The sequence below is a fragment of the Polynucleobacter sp. MWH-UH24A genome, from assembly GCF_018687475.1.
Lineage (GTDB): Bacteria > Pseudomonadota > Gammaproteobacteria > Burkholderiales > Burkholderiaceae > Polynucleobacter.
Genome location: NZ_CP061292.1, coordinates 1,256,641 through 1,272,217, shown reverse-complemented (window position 1 = coordinate 1,272,217; position 15,577 = coordinate 1,256,641). Strand labels below are relative to the sequence as shown.

General features: G+C 49.6%; 12 protein-coding genes and 1 tRNA gene. 6 read left to right on the top strand and 7 right to left on the bottom strand.

What is annotated here, in order from left to right; all coding sequences use genetic code 11:
* Window positions 1-31: 31 nt before the first annotated feature.
* The 3 genes from ICV32_RS06660 to nadB are packed head-to-tail and all read left to right on the top strand — an operon-like array spanning window position 32 to window position 6,369.
* Entirely contained in the window at window positions 32-1,834 is a 1,803-nt protein-coding gene (locus tag ICV32_RS06660) for an NADH-ubiquinone oxidoreductase-F iron-sulfur binding region domain-containing protein (protein ID WP_215369398.1), read from the top strand.
* A gap of 24 nt (window positions 1,835-1,858) precedes the next feature.
* On the top strand, window positions 1,859-4,756 hold the full coding sequence (gene fdhF, locus ICV32_RS06655; protein WP_215369395.1) for a formate dehydrogenase subunit alpha: 2,898 nt from the start codon (window positions 1,859-1,861) through the stop codon (window positions 4,754-4,756).
* Window positions 4,753-6,369, top strand: coding sequence for an L-aspartate oxidase (gene nadB / locus ICV32_RS06650; RefSeq protein WP_215369392.1), 1,617 nt, complete (start codon window positions 4,753-4,755; stop codon window positions 6,367-6,369). Before fdhF ends, nadB begins: the two co-directional genes overlap by 4 nt.
* Here the strand turns inward: nadB and nadC are convergent.
* Both nadC and nadA read right to left on the bottom strand, forming a co-directional pair.
* On the bottom strand, window positions 6,362-7,228 hold the full coding sequence (gene nadC / locus ICV32_RS06645; RefSeq protein ID WP_215369389.1) for a carboxylating nicotinate-nucleotide diphosphorylase: 867 nt from the start codon (window positions 7,226-7,228) through the stop codon (window positions 6,362-6,364). The two genes, nadB and nadC, sit on opposite strands and share 8 nt — an antisense overlap.
* Window positions 7,229-7,240: 12 nt before the next feature.
* Window positions 7,241-8,368, bottom strand: a complete 1,128-nt coding sequence (nadA, locus tag ICV32_RS06640) for a quinolinate synthase NadA (protein ID WP_215369386.1) — start codon at window positions 8,366-8,368, stop codon at window positions 7,241-7,243.
* A gap of 69 nt (window positions 8,369-8,437) precedes the next feature.
* On the opposite strand from nadA, the gene panD reads away from it, so the two are divergent.
* Entirely contained in the window at window positions 8,438-8,800 is a 363-nt protein-coding gene (gene panD, locus ICV32_RS06635) for an aspartate 1-decarboxylase (protein WP_215369383.1), read from the top strand.
* 11 nt (window positions 8,801-8,811) lie between these two features.
* On the opposite strand, the gene ICV32_RS06630 is transcribed toward panD, so the two are convergent.
* Both ICV32_RS06630 and pgi read right to left on the bottom strand, forming a co-directional pair.
* Complete coding sequence (locus ICV32_RS06630) at window positions 8,812-10,197, bottom strand: phosphomannomutase/phosphoglucomutase (protein WP_215369378.1); 1,386 nt, start codon at window positions 10,195-10,197, stop codon at window positions 8,812-8,814.
* Window positions 10,198-10,201: 4 nt separating this feature from the next.
* Complete coding sequence (gene pgi / locus ICV32_RS06625) at window positions 10,202-11,707, bottom strand: glucose-6-phosphate isomerase (RefSeq protein WP_215369376.1); 1,506 nt, start codon at window positions 11,705-11,707, stop codon at window positions 10,202-10,204.
* A gap of 90 nt (window positions 11,708-11,797) precedes the next feature.
* On the opposite strand from pgi, the gene ICV32_RS06620 reads away from it, so the two are divergent.
* Both ICV32_RS06620 and ICV32_RS06615 read left to right on the top strand, forming a co-directional pair.
* Window positions 11,798-12,916 carry an NAD(P)/FAD-dependent oxidoreductase gene (locus ICV32_RS06620; RefSeq protein ID WP_215369366.1) on the top strand — a complete coding sequence of 373 codons (1,119 nt, stop codon included), beginning with the start codon at window positions 11,798-11,800 and terminating at the stop codon, window positions 12,914-12,916.
* Window positions 12,917-12,966: 50 nt separating this feature from the next.
* Window positions 12,967-13,056: transfer RNA gene (locus ICV32_RS06615), tRNA-Ser, on the top strand.
* A 4-nt stretch (window positions 13,057-13,060) separates the two neighbouring features.
* On the opposite strand, the gene hemW is transcribed toward ICV32_RS06615, so the two are convergent.
* Genes hemW through rph form a run of 3 tightly spaced genes read right to left on the bottom strand, consistent with a single transcriptional unit; the run spans window position 13,061 to window position 15,550 of the window.
* Window positions 13,061-14,227 (bottom strand): radical SAM family heme chaperone HemW, encoded by a 1,167-nt coding sequence (gene hemW / locus ICV32_RS06610; protein ID WP_215369358.1) that lies wholly within the window; start codon window positions 14,225-14,227, stop codon window positions 13,061-13,063.
* Window positions 14,220-14,834, bottom strand: coding sequence for an RdgB/HAM1 family non-canonical purine NTP pyrophosphatase (rdgB, locus tag ICV32_RS06605; RefSeq protein WP_215369356.1), 615 nt, complete (start codon window positions 14,832-14,834; stop codon window positions 14,220-14,222). The genes hemW and rdgB overlap by 8 nt, the downstream gene beginning before the upstream one ends.
* Entirely contained in the window at window positions 14,831-15,550 is a 720-nt protein-coding gene (rph, locus tag ICV32_RS06600) for a ribonuclease PH (RefSeq protein WP_215369348.1), read from the bottom strand. Before rph ends, rdgB begins: the two co-directional genes overlap by 4 nt.
* Window positions 15,551-15,577: the final 27 nt, after the last annotated feature.

Sequence of the window (15,577 nt, the reverse complement as noted above, 5' to 3'; positions counted from 1 at the left end):
ATTTATATTCTGACTGAGAGACTAAAACAGCATGAATCACCCTAAGCCTTCCAACGAAATCAAGGCGGTTGCCATCGCAAGCGCGGATGACCTTCGTGAGCGAATTCGGCAAAAAAGTAAATTAAAAGGGCGACAGGCGGACGATGCATCATTGGCCGAAGTAAAGAAACTCATCGGTGATGGTCCGTATCGTCGCGACCTACTGATTGAGAACTTGCATCTACTCAATGATGCATACCGTGCTTTGCATGATCGTCATTTGGTTGCACTTGCAAAGCTGATGAACTTGCCAATGGCTGAGGTGTATGAAGTAGCGACCTTCTATCATCACTTTGAAGTGGTGCGCGGTAACGATCCGGTTGCCGATATTACAGTGCGCGTATGCGATGGATTGTCATGCGAGTTAGCTGGGGCCAAACAGTTATTGGAGCGCCTACCAACGATATTAGGCAATCCCAAGACCAAGATCATTGCTGCTCCTTGCGTGGGTCGGTGCGAGCAAGCCCCGGTCGCTGTGGTGCATCAATACCCTGTATTGTTTGCTGATGCGGAAAAGGTATCGAAAGCGGTTAAAAATCGTCAGCTCATGCACCCTAAGGCAAAGGATGATGCCCAATTCGAGCCCGCAGATTTTGCAGAGCACGCCGTAAGCCCAGAACAAAAAGCCAATGAGGTGTCGCCCGCATATGTGGGTTATGAAGCGTACTGCGCAAAGGGTGGTTACGCTTTGGTGAAAGAGTTTGATAGCGGTAAACGCGAGATTGAAGCCATCATTAAGGCAATGGAAGATTCTGGCTTACGCGGTCTTGGTGGAGCAGGATTTCCAGCTGGGCGTAAATGGCGGATTGTGAAGGATCAACCAGCACCTAAACTCATGGCAATCAATATTGACGAGGGTGAGCCAGGAACATTCAAAGATCGCACCTATCTAGAGCGTGATCCCCATCGTTTCCTTGAGGGAATGTTGATTGCTGCGCGAGTGGTTGGGATTGATGCTTGTTACATTTACCTGCGCGATGAGTACCATGGTTGCCGCGAGTTACTCGCTGCTGAAATTAAAAAACTTCAGGCAAATGCATCCTTTAAGTTACCGCTCATTGAGTTGCGTCGTGGTGCAGGTGCCTATATCTGCGGTGAAGAGTCCGCCATGATTGAGAGTATTGAGGGTAAGCGGGGCGAGCCCAGAATGCGTCCTCCTTACATTGCGCAAGTCGGCTTATTTGGTCGACCCACGCTTGAGCATAACTTTGAAACCTTGTATTGGGTGCGCGACATCATTACGCGTGGACCGCAGTGGTTTAGCACCTATGGTCGTCATGATCGCAAAGGCTTGCGTAGCTTTAGCGTGAGCGGTCGGGTGAAATATCCCGGTGTCAAACTGGCACCAGCTGGCATCACCATTCAGGAATTGATTGACGAGTATTGCGGCGGCATGCAAGAGGGCCATACCTTTTATGGGTACCTGCCTGGCGGTGCCTCAGGCGGCATCTTGCCAGCCACCATGAATACCATTCCATTGGATTTTGATACCTTGCAGCCTTATGGATGCTTTATCGGCTCTGCAGCCGTGATGGTCTTTAGTCATCAAGACAAGGCGCGCGATGCAGCGCTCAATGTCATGCGTTTCTTTGAGCATGAGAGTTGTGGTCAGTGCACCCCATGTCGGGTTGGTACAAGTAAAGCCGCACAATTAATGCAAGCAAGCACATGGGATCAAGCAACCCTGGAGGATCTGTCTACCGTCATGGTTGATGCCTCGATTTGTGGTCTGGGGCAAGCCGCACCAAACCCCATTCGTTGCATCCATCAATATTTCCCCCATGAAATTGCATAACCGCTTAGATAGGGAGCTTAAGGCGTGAACGCACCAGTCAATCCGCAAGAACTAGCACTGCAAACCGTTGAGTTCAAGCTCGATGGTAAGACGATTGTTGCCTATGAGGGTGAAACCATCTTAAAAGCAGCAAAACGCCATGGCATTGATATTCCCCATCTCTGTTTTAAGGACGGCTATCGGCCCGATGGGAATTGTCGTGCATGCGTTGTTGAAATCAATGGCGAGCGTACCCTGGCCCCTAGTTGCTGTCGCGCTGCAACGGCTGGGATGGAGGTAAAAGCCAATAGTGAGCGTGCGTTAAAGAGTCAAAAATTAGTGCTTGAGATGTTGCTCTCCGATATGCCCGATGAAGGTTATAAATGGGTTGGTGATAGTGATGCCGAGCGTGAGCGCCAACAGCATGGAGAGTTAAGTGAGTGGGCCAATCGCCTCGATGTAGCAGTTCGTCCTGAACTCAAGGCCTTGCGTCGTCATCAACCCTCTGCTGATTTGTCACACCCTGCGATGGCAGTTAATTTGGATGCCTGCATTCAGTGCAATCGATGTGTGCGCGCTTGCCGTGAAGAGCAAGTCAATGATGTGATTGGTTACGCCATGCGGGGTGCGCATAGCGAAATCGTATTTGATTTGAGCGATCCGATGGGTACCAGCACTTGCGTTGCGTGTGGTGAATGCGTACAAGCTTGCCCAACGGGTGCATTAATGCCAAAGACCCACATTGGTTCCCAAGCAGTTGATCGCCAGGTCGATTCGGTATGTCCATTCTGTGGAGTAGGCTGCCAAATTACGTACAACGTAAAGGACGAAAAAATTGTGAGCGTAGATGGTCGCGATGGCCCTGCAAATCACAGTCGCCTATGCGTTAAAGGCCGATTTGGATTCGATTATGTACATAACCCTCAACGTTTAACCAAGCCATTGATCCGTAAGCCTGGTGTACCAAAGGATGAGCACTCGATTGAGTCTGCCGGTAAAAAGCCTGAAGATTGGAGCGAAGTCTTTCGTGAAGCCAGTTGGGAAGAGGCCCTTGATCTGGCAGCCAGTAAGTTAAAAGCGATACGCGATCAACATGGCAAGAAATCCTTGGCAGGATTTGGTTCAGCCAAGGGCAGTAACGAAGAGGCTTACTTGTTTCAGAAGTTGGTACGTACTGGTTTTGGTAGCAATAACGTCGACCATTGCACGCGTTTATGTCATGCATCGAGTGTGGCTGCATTGCTTGAGGGCGTTGGCTCTGGAGCTGTGAGTAATCAGGTGAACGATATCGAACACTCTGGTTTAATCCTTGTAATTGGTTCTAATCCAACCGCCAATCATCCGGTGGCTGCAACTTGGATGAAAAATGCTGCTAAGAATGGCACCAAGATTGTGTTGGCCGATCCACGCGTGACCGATATTGGTAAGCATGCATGGCGGACCTTGCAATTTAAGCCCGATACCGATGTCGCCATGCTCAATGCCATGATCTACACCGTGATCGAAGAGGGACTGTGCGATCAGCACTTTATTAAAGAACGCGCTTCCAATTTCGAGGCCCTCAAAGAGAATGTAAAAGGTTACAGCCCTGAAGCGATGGCCCCGATTTGTGGCGTACCTGCTGCGACACTTCGTGAGGTAGCGCGCGAGTTTGCCAAATCCAAAGCCTCAATGATCTTGTGGGGGATGGGTGTTAGCCAACATGTGCATGGCACCGATAATGCCCGTTGCTTGATTGCTTTAGTCAGCATTACCGGTCAAATTGGTAAGCCTGGTTCTGGTCTGCATCCATTGCGTGGACAGAACAATGTTCAAGGCGCCAGTGATGCGGGACTAATACCGATGATGTTCCCGAACTATCAGCGCGTTGATAATGCCCAGGCGCATGAGTGGTTTGAGAAGTTTTGGAATACACCGCTTGATAAAAAGCCCGGGTATACCGTGGTTGAGATCATGCATAAGATCACAGCGCCGGATTCTGATCCCGATAAGATTCGGGGGATGTACATCATGGGTGAGAACCCCGCCATGAGCGACCCGGATCTTAATCATGCGCGGCATGCCTTGGCTTCCCTTGATCATCTTGTGGTGCAAGATATTTTTATGACCGAGACTGCGTGGTTAGCGGACGTCATTCTGCCAGCAAGTGCTTGGCCCGAGAAAACCGGTACGGTGACCAACACCGACCGTATGGTGCAGTTGGGTAAGCGTGCCTTAAACCCACCTGGTGACGCGAAGCCTGATTTATGGATTATTCAGGAGCTTGCTAAGCGGATTGGTTTGCAGTGGGGCTATCAAGGCGAGGAGTGTGGCGTTGCCGAGGTCTATGACGAGATGCGCCGTGCTATGCATGCTGTGATCAACGGAATTACCTGGGATCGCTTGCAGCGTGAGTCATGCGTGACCTATCCATGCTTAAGCGAAGATGATCCTGGCCAACCCATCGTATTTGATGAGAGTTTCCCAACTCCCGATGGCAAAGTAAAACTGGTTCCTGCTGATCTTATTCCAGCTAACGAGCGACCCGATACCGAATATCCTTTTGTATTAATCACGGGCCGTCAGCTCGAGCATTGGCATACTGGAAGTATGACCCGACGCGCAGGTGTTTTGGATGCCATTGAGCCAATGGCAACCGCGTCGATGTGCGGTGAAGATATGGCGAAGTTAGGCCTGAACCCCGGTGATGTAATTACCGTGAAGTCGCGCAGGGGCGAGGTTGGGATTCATGTGCGCCGGGATGATGGCACGCCAAGTGGAGCTGTGTTTATGCCGTTTGCTTACTACGAGGCGGCTGCCAATCTAATGACTAACCCCGCATTGGATCCCTTTGGCAAGATCCCGGAGTTTAAGTATTGTGCTGTTGCCGTTCAAAAAGGCGGTAAGCCAGCGCAGCACATCGGTTATGACCTAACAGTAAACGATGCTATGCTCATTCAATGAGCGTAGCGCATGACCATCATCCTGTACTAATCATTGGGGCCGGCTTAGCCGGCCTTACAACTGCGCTTCACCTCGCCGACCATCAGCCGGTTATTTTGATGGCTAAACGCCGTCTGAGTGAAGCGGCGACCGCATGGGCGCAAGGCGGAATTGTTGGGGTTCTCGATCAAGAGGACAGCATTGAATCGCATGTAGTCGATACGGTCAATGCTGGAGCAGGTCTGGTCGTTGAATCTGTGGCGCGTTACGTTGCTGAACAAAGTGCACAAGCGATTCATTGGCTGGTTGAGCAAGGCGTACCATTTACTCCCGATCAGGCCGGACCAGAGGGATTGCACTTAACTCGTGAGGGCGGGCATAGTCATCGACGAATTGCTCATGCCGCAGATGCAACTGGTAAGGCAATTCATGAGGTATTGCTGGATAAAGCCAAAGCGCATCCCAATATTCGGATTCTAGAGAATTGGATTGCTCTTGATTTGATCACTAACAAACATTTACAAGTCCCTGCGAAGTACAAATCGAATCGTTGCTTCGGGGCATATGCACTTGATATTGAAAAAGGCCGAGTTGAAACGATCTTAGCTAAAGCGGTTGTCCTGGCGACGGGTGGTTTGGGTAAGGTCTATCGCTACACCAGCAACCCAGACACCGCAACGGGTGACGGAATTGCCATGGCATGGCGTGCAGGCTGCCGGATTGGCAATATGGAGTTTGTGCAATTTCATCCAACCTGTTTGTATCACCCAAGCGATCGTACATTTCTGATTACTGAGGCGATGCGTGGCGAGGGTGGAATCTTGAAGCTACCAAATGGTCATCGCTTCATGCCAGAGCATGATGAACGCAAGGAACTGGCTCCACGCGATATTGTGGCGCGTGCGATCGACTTTGAGATGAAAAAACATGGCTTGGATTATGTGCATCTCGATGCAACGCATCTAGGAGAATCCTTCATTCGCGAACACTTCCCGATGATCTACTCCCGCTGCCTTGCTCTGGGTATCGACATTACTAAAGAACCAATTCCGGTGGTACCTGCTGCACATTACACCTGCGGGGGTGTTGTCACCGATCTTAAGGGACGTACCGATTTGACCGGCTTGTATGCCGTTGGTGAAGCAACCTATACTGGATTACATGGCGCCAATCGCTTGGCCTCGAATTCATTACTGGAATGCGTGGTCATTGGTAAAGCTGCTGCAGCTGATATTACAGAACAGGATGATGTTGAGCAAGCCCCAGTACGACTGTGGGATGAAAGTAAAGTTGAAGATGCTGATGAGCAAGTGGTGATTGCACATAACTGGGATGAGCTACGCTCCTTGATGTGGAACTACGTTGGTATTGTGCGAACCACGCGAAGACTTGAACGCGCCTTACATCGTATTGAGCTCTTGCGCACTGAGGTTCAAGATTACTATGCTAACTTTCGAGTAAGCCGAGATTTGATTGAGTTACGCAACCTACTCGAATGCGCTGAATTGATTGTGCGTTCTGCTTTGTTACGCAAAGAGAGTCGAGGATTGCACTTTAGTCGCGATTACCCAAAAACATGGCCTGTCTCATACCCAACCATTCTGACCCCGATTCAAACCCAACAATCTAGCTGATGCGATCAATACGCATCGAATAATCGATTGCCTGAATATCCTTAGTTAATTTACCAATCGAGATTCGGTCGACACCCGTTGCTGCAATGGCACGGAGTTGATCTTGGGTAATACCGCCAGAAGCTTCCAATAAAGCTCGACCATTCGTAAGACGCACAGCTTCGCGCATTTGATCGAGGTTAAAGTTATCGAGCAAAATACTCTTGGCGCCTTGGCCGATCGCCTCTTGGAGTTCTGCAAGGCTTTCCACTTCAATTTGTACATCCACCCCTGCATTGAGTTGATTGGCAGCAGCCAACACCGCAGTAATACTCCCTGCCGCCGCAATGTGATTTTCTTTAATCAAGATGCCATCCCATAGGGCCATCCGTTGATTCTGACCATGACCCACTCGAACCGCATATTTCTGGGCTTGGCGTAGTCCTGGAATGGTTTTGCGGGTGTCCAAAATAGCGCATCCTTTGGGATTGGGGCTAGCATCTGCAATTGCTTCAACGTAGCGGCGAGTGGTGGTCGCCGTTGCAGAAAGGGTCTGAAGAAAGTTCATAGCAGGGCGCTCAGCGCTCAGAAGTGCTCGTGCATTCGCAGTCATTTCGCAGACCAAGCGATCGGGTGCCAGCCAGTCACCCTCAGAAGAGAGCCAATGAACAGTTGCCTGTGGGTCAAGTGCCTGAACCACCGCATCAAACCATGCGGTTCCACACAGCACCGCTGGCTCGCGCACAATTAACCTAGCATGCGCAGTTTGATTGGCAGGCACAAGATTGGCAGTCCAATCTCCACGACCAATATCCTCATAGAGGGCATCGCGCACATTGCGGGCAATGGCTTGATCTAAGGATTCATTATCAGAAAACATATTCAAAGCAGCTTATGCAGCGCCAATATTTCTAATGAAGCCGTGCTGGGCTTTGGCTAATAATTCTGGGTGGGTGGAGGTAAAGTCCAGCATGCGAAGAATGCATGCAAGTGCTTCGGAACGAATAGGCTCTTTCACCTCGATTTCACCAATGCCATGCTCTAAGCATTGCAAGATGCCGTATAAGCCATTCATGGCCATCCAAGGGCAATTGGCACAGCTTTTGCAGGTAGCACTCTCACCAGCGGTTGGTGCTGCAATCAACTTTTTCTGAGGCGCGAGTTGACGCATGCGGTGCAAGATGCCCTGATCAGTGGCCACAATGTATTCAGGAGCACTACCCTCAAGTACCGCTTTAATCATCGCTGAGGTTGAGCCAACCACATCTGCTTGATCGACAACGTGTTGTGGTGACTCTGGATGAACAAGAACCATGGCATTGGGATGCTTCTGGCGCATTGCTGCCAGTTCGGTTGCTTTGAATTCATCATGCACAATGCATGCGCCATTCCACAGAATCATATCGGCGCCAGTTTGCTCTTGTATGTAACGTCCCAGATGTCGATCGGGTGCCCACAATATTTTCTTACCTTGCTGATCCAAATGGTGCACGATGGCTAGTGCGCAAGAGCTGGTCACCATCCAATCCGCCTGGGCTTTCACAGCGGCACTCGTGTTGGCGTACACCACGCTGACTCGATCTGGATGGGCGGACTTGAATTTACGAAAGTCTTCCGCGGGACACCCTAAATCAAGCGAGCAGGTTGCCTCAAGGTCTGGCATGAACACGTGCTTTTGGGGACTCAAAATCTTCGCAGTCTCACCCATGAATCGCACACCAGCAACGATTAAATTTTGGGCAGCGTGATTTTTACCAAACCGAGCCATCTCTAAGGAGTCAGAGACAAAACCCCCAGTTTGCATTGCAAGATCTTGAATATCGCCATCGACGTAATAGTGCGCCACAATGACCGCATCCCTTGCCTTCAATAAGGCCTTAATGCGCTCAATCACATCCCGTTTCTCTTCTAAACCAAGCGGTGCAGGCGTTTTGGCCCACGCCTGTGCAATACAAGTAGCCCCCGATGCATCTTGCTGGGGGTAATCATAAAAATTACCGGTCGAGAGTGATTGATTCATTGTGCTCATCCATCAATCTTAACTCGCAATCACTTTCGCGATAGAATCCCATGCTTAAAGGGGATTTCTATGAAGCGGATCATGTTATTGGCTAAGTTACATCGGGTGGTCGTCACCGAGGCCGATTTGCATTACGAAGGTTCCTGTGGGATTGATGAGAATCTCATGGATGCAGCTGATATGCGTGAATATGAAAAGATAGAGCTCTACAACATTAATAATGGCGAGCGATTCTCCACATATATTATCAAGGCACCCAGAGGTTCAGGTGCGATCGCTTTAAATGGTGCCGCTGCTCGTAAGGCCCACGTGGGTGACCATCTCATTATTTGCACCTACGGACCCATTGATAACGCCGAGTCTAAAACCCATAATCCCAAAATTGTTCTAGTAGACGAGCAAAATCGGATTAAAGAAATTAAAAAGATTTAAGTGGGTTTCTACTAAAACGGTAATCTTGCATCCGGCTTCACAGCTAAAAGAGCCGCTTTGAATTCTTGCTGGATTCGTTGAATCGCTTCTTCCGAATCAGCCTCAAATCGAAGTACCACAATCGGTGTTGTATTCGAGGGGCGAGCCAAACCAAAGCCATCGTCATATTCCACCCGTACACCATCAATCGTATTAATCGATTGAGAACTTGGGAACTTGGGGTTAGCCTTGATTTTCTCAAGCAAGACAAAAGATTCACCCTCGGCACATGGAAGTTGCAATTCAGGGGTGCAAATGGCATTCGGTAGGGCATTTAACACTGTACTTGGATTATCAAAATGACTAAGGATTTCTAGTAGGCGGGCGCCGGTATAGAGACCATCATCAAATCCAAACCAGCGATCCTTAAAAAAGATGTGACCGCTCATCTCCCCAGCTAGAGGGGCACCAGTCTCTTTCAGCTTGGCCTTGACTAAGGAGTGGCCAGTCTTCCACATGAGAGGCTCACCCCCATGTTCACGGATCCATGGGGCAAGGTTACGCGTACATTTGACGTCATAAATGATTTGGCCCTTTGGATTGCGACTGAGTACATCCTTGGCAAACAGCATCATTTGCCGATCCGGAAAAATCACCTCGCCATCTTTGGTTACTACACCAAGTCGATCGGCGTCGCCATCAAAGGCAAGACCCAGCTCATTGCTAGTGCTTGCAAGGTTGCGAACTAGGTCTTGAAGATTCTCAAGGTGGGCAGGGTCCGGATGGTGATTGGGAAAATGCCCATCAACCTCACAAAAGAGTTCTTGCACCTCACAACCCAGGGCCCGAAATAATTCTCCAGCAAACGCGCCACCCACGCCATTGCCACAATCGATGGCGATTTTTATGGGTCTGGCTAGGCGAACATCGCCAACAATGGTTTGTAAGTACTGAGGGAAGATATTGAAGCTGGAACGTTTGCCACTCCCTTGGCGAAAATCATCCGCTTCAATTTGCTGGCGCAGCCCCTGAATCTGATCGCCATAAATCGCTGATCCACCGAGTACCATCTTAAAGCCGTTGTAATTGGGCGGATTATGGCTGCCGGTAATCATGATCCCAGATTTGGGTTGGCTATTTCCAATGGTCTGATGGGTAGCAAAGTACACCATCGGTGTGGCGACCATTCCGAGGTCAATCACATTAATGCCGGTCGATAGCAAACCCTCGGTTAGGGCCTCAATCAGAACTGGGCCCGAGAGTCGACCATCTCGACCAATAACAACGTCCATTTCTCCCAAATCGCGCATTTGACTGCCAAAAGCTTGGCCAATTGCTCGAGCAATCTGTGGATTAAGAGTTTCATCAATAATGCCGCGGATATCGTAGGCTTTAAAAATCGAGGCAGGAACATTCATGGAATTATTTTCGGAAATAAGAAATTCTGGCAGCAGTGATGGAGTCCAAGGTATCACCCGAACCCTCTTTTTCTTGGAGGGCGCGTTCAATGGGTTTTGCTAGTACTTTGCCAAGTTCAACTCCGGGCTGATCAAAGCTATTAAGACCCCACAGCGATCCCAAGCAAACAGCACGGTGCTCATAAAGAGCAAGTAAGGCGCCCAAATGATAGGCATCGAGTTTGGGCAGCACAATTAAATTACTGGGACGCTTTCCAGGGTAGCTAAGATTAGGGTCGCTCGCATCGCGACCTAAGGCTAAGGCTTGGGCTTGTGCCAAACAATTGGCTAAGAGAGCGAAGTGATGATCCTTGGCTTCTGGTAGAGCGCTCATTGCTTCTTTGACGGCAATTAGATCAACCGGAATGCACTCTGGACCTTGATGCAGTAACTGAAAATACGAGTGCTGTGCATTAGTGCCAGCACTGCCAAAGACAACGGGAGAACTAAGTGATACGGGCTTACCAAAGCGATCCACTTGCTTGCCATGACTCTCCATATCTAATTGCTGCAACCAGTATGGAAATAGTTCAAGGGCATGTGCATATGGAATCACGGCGTATGCCTTGGAATGGTGTTTAGTTTGTTGATGGTACAAAGCCAAGGCCATCAGAATTGGAAGATTTTGATCGGCGCGAGCGCTAATCGCATGGCGATCCATGTGATTAGCACCTTGCAAAAATTGTTTGAAGGTATCAAAGCCGTATTGCAGTGCGATGGGTAGACCGACCGCAGACCATACCGAAAATCGTCCGCCAACCCAATCCCAAAAGGGAAAGATATGCTCTGCCTGAATGCCGAACTCTTTGGCTGCTTGGACATTGCTGGTAATGGCAAACAAGGAGTTTTGGATTTGTGAGCTGGTGAGGTTCTTGGTTTTAAACCAATTAAGAACAGCTCGCGCATTCATCAAAGTCTCGGCTGTACCAAAGGACTTGGTCACAATCAATACCTTGGTACTGTTGGCTTGAGCACGCTCTAAAGCATGACTTAGTTCAGCACTGTCGACATTGGCTACAAAATGAACTCGCAGCCCGCGATTGGATTTATTCGCTGAGTGAGCGAGGGCTTGCACAGCAAGTCGTGGGCCAAAGTCTGAGCCCCCAATACCAATATGAATTAAATCGGTCACACCCACCCATTTATTGCATAAGCCCTCGATTCGTTGCCAGACTTCAGCGATCTCTGGCATGACATCCTTACCATCAACCAAAATTGGGCTCTTATCGAGATTACGCAGTGCCGTATGCAGTGCAGGGCGATGCTCACTAGTATTTACACGCTCACCATTAAAAACAGCATTTAAGTGGTCACTGACCTTTGCTTCCTGAGCGTTCGCAAATAATCGTTTCCAATCCTTAGCGTCAATACCCTGGTAGGCGAGATCCAAAACGATACCAGCCGCTTGAAGGGAGCCAAAAACCGCGCTTGAGGGGTTGCTCGATGATTCTGCGTTAGAGAGTGCGGTCATGCAGTGATTTTATCAATAAGGGCATCAAAAGCATCAAGATTAAATTTCAATGAAATGGTACGATTTGGCATCAAAAAATAACAAATTAATATGGAAAAACTGGATTGTGTGGTGGTGGGAGCTGGAGTTGTTGGTTTGGCAGTCGCCCGAGAAATGGCATTGCAAGGTCATGAAACTGTATTACTCGAGCGGGAAGCATCGTTTGGAACCATTAGCAGCGCCCGAAATAGTGAAGTTATTCATGCGGGCATTTATTACCCAAAGGATTCATTAAAAGCAAAATTATGCGTTGAGGGTAATCGCATACTCTATGAGTATTGCCGCGACCATCAAGTTGGGACCCAGCGCTACGGTAAATTAATTGTGGCAAGCGATCCACAGCAGGTTGACGATCTGCATGGGATTTTCTATCGCGCTCAGCAAAATGGTGCACGTGAAATCAGCCTCATCACAGCCAAAGAAGCCAATACTCTAGAGCCGGATCTTCGTGTTGCCGCAGCAATTTGGTCAAAAACCACCGGCATTGTGGATAGCCATGCTTATATGCTGTCACTGCTTGGCGGTTTTGAGGATGCGGGCGGGATGGTTGCTTATCTCTCACCTTTAAATCATGCGCGCGCGATCCCTGGAGGATTTGAGCTGGAGGTGGGCGGTGCTGATGCGATGCAACTGCAAACGAAGTATCTCATTAATTGTGCAGGTATGAGCGCCCCAGCAGTTGCACAACGCATAGAGGGAATACCAACGGAACACATTCCAACAGCCTATTTTGCGAAAGGCAATTACTTTTCCTTAGCAGGCAAGTCACCATTTCAGCATTTAATTTATCCCGTACCAGAACCGGGTGGCTTGGGAGTGCATTTGACACTCGATATGGCGGGGCAGGCTAAGTTTGGTCCCGATGTGGAGTGGCTCGAGATTGAGTCTGAGGATCAGATTAACTATTCAGTCGATCCGATGCGGGGCGAGCGATTCTATGCAGCCATCCGTCAATACTGGCCAGACCTTAAGGATGGTAGTTTGCAGGCCGATTATTCAGGGGTACGTGCGAAGATCGTATCGAAAGATCAACCCGCTGGAGACTTTCGGATCGATAGCCCCAATGAACATGGAATTGAAGGTCTCTATAACTTCTTTGGCTTTGAGTCACCCGCACTAACCTCCAGTTTGGCAATCGCGAAGTATCTAAAGGGTTTGCTTAATCCCTAGGCCTCAATTCTTCATCCAAGCTTCAACTCCCCTATAATTGCTCCTTCTTAGGAAGCGTGGCAGAGTGGTTGAATGCACCAGTCTTGAAAACTGGCGAGGATGAAAGTCCTCCGTGAGTTCGAATCTCACCGCTTCCGCCACCACTTATTTCAAGAACAATTCCTGCAGGTCATTGAGATAGCGCATGCCCAGTGGACTGGCTTTGAGTCGCGTAGGATCTTCGTCCAATAATCCTTTACGAAGAGCCTCTGCAATCGGTTTGCTAATCGCGGTGAGCCCAAGACCCGTTCGCTCCGAGAACATTGCTGTTGGCACCCCATCAATTAGTCTTAATGCTCCTAGCATGAACTCAAAGGGTAAATCGTCTTGCGTGAGCACTCGGTTTTCAATGACGGCGTGACCCTGTTCGGTCATCTTACTCATATAGGTCTCAGGGTGGCGTTCACGGATCTGACGTGTTATTCGATCCGGAAACGAGATCTTGCCATGCGCACCAGCACCAATGCCAATGTAGTCACCAAACTCCCAATAATTCAGATTATGTTTGCACTGTTGCTTTGGCTTGCTGTATGCCGAGACTTCATACCGACTAAAGCTATGCGCCGCCAGTGTCTCTAATGCCGATTCAAACATGGCATGGCTCTCATCTTCGTGCGGAAGTGGTGGCGGATGACTCGCAAAATAGGTATTTGGTTCGAGTGTTAAGTGGTAGAGCGATAGATGGGATACATCAAATGATAGGGCTTCTTGAAGATCAGCCCGGGCCTCGAAAAGGGTCTGCTTGGGAAGGGCGTACATCAGATCAATATTGATGCGTTCAAAATGATCGTGTGCGATTTCAATGGCACGGCGCGCATCGTGCTGATTATGAATCCGTCCCAATGCCTTGAGATGATCTGAGTTAAAGCTCTGTATCCCTAAGGACACACGGTTAATGCCAATACTGGCAAATTCAGCAAACTTACCCGATTCGACCGATCCTGGATTGGCTTCAAGAGTGATTTCAGCATGGGGCTCGATGGGGATGAGAGCCCGTACATGGGATAAAAGATCATCGAGGCCTTTGGGGGATAAGAGGCTAGGAGTGCCGCCCCCAATAAAAATGGTATGGACTCGACGACCCCATACATTGGGAAGCTCGGTTTGGAGATCAGCCACCAGCGCTTCGATGTAACGGCCCTCATTAAATCCGCCATCTTTGACCTGATGCGAATTAAAGTCACAGTAGGGACACTTGCGCTCACACCAGGGGAAATGGATATACAGCGAGAGAGGAGGGAGCGCGGTGAGCGCGAATGCAGCCTTAAGCATGGGGTCGATAAAAAAACGAATCGCTCTGCAATTGCCTCATTAACTGAACCAGCGCTTGGCCTCGATGGCTAATCGCATTCTTGCGCTCTGGACTTAACTCTGCGGCGGTCATTTGCAATTGCGGTAAATAAAAGTAGGGGTCATAGCCAAAGCCCTCTTGACCGCGTGGCTCATCGATAATCTCACCGTCCCAACGCGTTTCAACGATGATCGGATTGGGATCATCAGCGTCTCGAACCACTACCAAGGCACATACATAGTGGGCTCGACGGTTTGCATGACCCACCAGTAAGGACAAAAGCTTTTGGTTGTTATCGGTATCTGAGCAATGCTCACCGGCAAAGCGGGCTGAGCGAACACCGGGCGCACCACCTAAGGCATCCACACAAATGCCGGAGTCATCGGCAATGGCAGGTAAACCGCTAAGCTTGCTGGCATGCCGAGCCTTCGCTAGGGCATTATCGATAAAGCGGTCAAAGGGTTCCTCTGCTGCGCTAATCCCAAGTTGTCCCTGAGGAATGAGTTCAATTGCAAAGGGTTTAAACAGTTGTGAAAACTCTCTCAGCTTGCCTGCATTATTCGAAGCCAATACCAAGCGTTGGTTCATGCGGCTAGAGCATTTTTCTGGATACGCGTTAGCTCCTCAATGCCAACTTGAGCAAGGTTTAATAGTGCGTCGAGTTCAGAGCGTGAGAACGGAGCCCCTTCGGCCGTTCCTTGAACCTCAATCATGCCTCCACGACCGGTCATCACCACATTCATATCCGTATCGCAGTCGGAGTCTTCTGCGTAATCAAGATCGAGAACGGGGACGCCCTGATAAATACCCACCGAGATCGCGGCAACACTATCGATGATCGGATCGGAGGTAATCAGCTTCTGGTGAAGTAAATGATTGACCGCATCGCGGGCAGCAACATAGGCACCGGTAATCGCTGCGGTGCGCGTTCCCCCGTCGGCTTGAAGCACATCACAATCAAGATGAATAGTGCGCTCGCCAAGTCGTTTGAGATCAAAGACGCTGCGCAAGGCTCGACCAATCAGTCGCTGAATCTCTTGAGTACGTCCGCTTTGCTTGCCTCGGGCAGCTTCACGATCCGATCGGGTGTGGGTGGAGCGGGGCAGCATGCCGTATTCGGCGGTTACCCAGCCTTCACCCGAGCCTTTTTGATGGGGGGGTACCTTCTCGAGAACGCTTGCGGTGCAAAGAACCTTGGTGTCCCCAAATTCGATTAAGACCGAGCCCTCGGCGTGTTTTGTAAAGGAGCGGGTGATGGTGATGGGCCGCAGATCACGTGCTTGGCGTTGGCTGGGACGATTCATGGAAGACTTCCTTTTTTGCAATTTACA